The organism is Stenotrophomonas sp. HMWF003 (assembly GCF_003061285.1).
GTDB classification, from domain to species: domain Bacteria; phylum Pseudomonadota; class Gammaproteobacteria; order Xanthomonadales; family Xanthomonadaceae; genus Stenotrophomonas; species Stenotrophomonas maltophilia_AP.
Window position 1 is genome coordinate 1 of record NZ_QAIW01000352.1, and the last position, 2,023, is coordinate 2,023.

A 2,023-nucleotide genomic window follows, 5' to 3' on the forward strand; every position below is an offset into this window, starting at 1 on the left:
GTTTCGTGGTATCCGACCATGCCGACTGGCCGGCCCTGCTGCAGACCATCACCGAGACCGGCGCGCGCCGGGTGATCGCCACTCACGGCAACACCGATGCGCTGATTCCTTTCCTGCGCGAACGGGGCATCGCCGCCGAAGCGTTCCGCACCGATTTCGGGAGCGAGGAATGAAGGCCTTCGCAGCCCTCTACCAGCGCCTGGACCGCAGCACCGCCACGCTCGACAAGCGTGCCGCGCTGGTTGCCTATTTCCGCGATGCGCGCCCGCACGATGCCGCGTGGGCGCTGTACCTGCTCAGCGGCGGCAAGGTTGGCGGCGCGCGCCGCAAGATCGCCGCCAGCGGTGAACTGCGCGCGTGGATCAGCGATGCGTCCGGATTGCCGCCCTGGCTGGTGGAAGACAGCTACGAACAAGTGGGGGACCTCGCCGAAACCCTGACCCTGCTGCTGGATGACCCCCTCGAACGCAGCCCGGACCGGCCCCTGGCCGAATGGATCGAAACGCATCTGCTGGCGGTAGCCAACCAGCCCGAACCGGTGCGCCACGCCGCGGTGCTGGACGGCTGGCGGCAGCTGCCGGCCGATGAACGCCTGGTGTTCAACAAGCTGCTCACCGGCGCACTCCGTGTGGGCGTCTCGCAGCGATTGGTGCAGCAGGCGTTGGCCGAACTGTCCGGCATCGACATCGCACGCATCGCGCAGCGCATGCTCGGCGAGTGGGTCCCCTCCCCCGGGCTGCTCGCCGCGCTGCTGTCGCCGCAGGAGCGCCCGGAAGACCGCCAGCAGCCATATCCCTTCTTCCTGGCCTCGCCGCTGGAAGCCGAGGTCGAGAGCCTCGGGCCGATCACCGACTGGGTACTGGAATGGAAGTGGGACGGTATCCGCCTGCAGCTGCTGCGGCGCAAGGGCGAGGCCGCGCTGTGGTCACGCGGCGAAGAACGCCTGGACGGACGTTTCCCGGAAATCGAAGCAGCGGCCATGGCGCTGCCCGATGGCTGCGTGATCGATGGCGAGCTGCTGGCCTGGCGCGACGGCGATGTGCAGCCGCTGCCGTTCACCGCGCTGCAGACACGCATCCAGCGTCGCAAGCCCGGGCCGAAGACACTGCGCGACACGCCGGTGCGCGTGCTCGCCTATGACCTGCTCGAGATCGACGGCGAGGACCTGCGCACGCAGCCCCTGCACGCCCGACGCGCACGCCTGGCGGCCCTGCTGCAGACACTGGACGATCCGCACATCGTGCTCTCGCCCACGCTGGCGGCCAACGACTGGCCCGACGCGGCGGCGCAACGCGCGCAGGCACGCGAGCGCGGCGTGGAAGGGCTGATGCTCAAGCGCCACGATTCGCTGTACCAGAGCGGCCGCCGGCGCGGCGACTGGTGGAAGTGGAAGATCGATCCCCTCACCATCGATGCGGTGATGATCTACGCGCAGGCCGGGCATGGCCGGCGCAGCACGCTCTACACCGACTACACCTTCGGGGTGTGGAACGGGGACACGCTGGTGCCCGTCGCCAAGGCGTACTCCGGGTTGGACGACACGGAAATCCTCGCACTCGATCGCTGGATACGGGCCAACACCGTGGAGCGTTTCGGGCCGGTGCGCAGCGTGCGCGGCGAACAGGTGTTCGAACTGGGCTTTGAAGCGGTCAACCGTAGTACGCGGCACAAATCCGGTATCGCGGTGCGCTTTCCGCGCATCCTGCGCTGGCGTCGGGACAAGCCGGCCAGCGAGGCCGATACGCTGGCCCAGCTGCAGGCCCTGGCGCGGTGACGCGGCGCGAGGCGATGGCGCGGCTGGTTGCGTGGTTTGCCAGCCGCGGCTGGGCACCGTTGCCCTTCCAGAAAAACGTGTGGCGCCAGTATCTGTCGGGCGCCTCCGGGCTGTTGCACACGCCCACCGGCAGCGGCAAGACCCTGGCCGTGTTCGGTGGCCCGTTGCTGCAGGCATTGAGCGCCCCGCGCCCGGCGCCGGCGGGTGGACGCGCGCGCAAGCCGGTGCCGGGCGCGGGGCGCTCAATGC

At 69.6% G+C, this 2,023-nt stretch carries 1 protein-coding gene and 2 pseudogenes; all 3 read left to right on the top strand.

From position 1 onward, the window contains the following. Positions 1-173, top strand: a pseudogene (locus DBR34_RS14170) (DNA ligase-associated DEXH box helicase); the annotation flags it as partial. After that, positions 170-1,774 carry an ATP-dependent DNA ligase gene (locus tag DBR34_RS14175; protein WP_128097269.1) on the top strand — a complete coding sequence of 535 codons (1,605 nt, stop codon included), beginning with the start codon at positions 170-172 and terminating at the stop codon, positions 1,772-1,774. The pseudogene DBR34_RS14170 and the gene DBR34_RS14175, both read left to right, overlap by 4 nt. Positions 1,775-1,788: 14 nt before the next feature. Beyond that, positions 1,789-2,023: pseudogene (locus tag DBR34_RS23190) on the top strand (hypothetical protein); the annotation flags it as partial.

Coding starts and splice junctions, on each gene's coding strand:
- DBR34_RS14175 (WP_128097269.1), top strand. CDS start 170: ATGAAGGCCTTCGCAGCCCTCTACCAGCGCCTGGACCGCAGCACCGCC.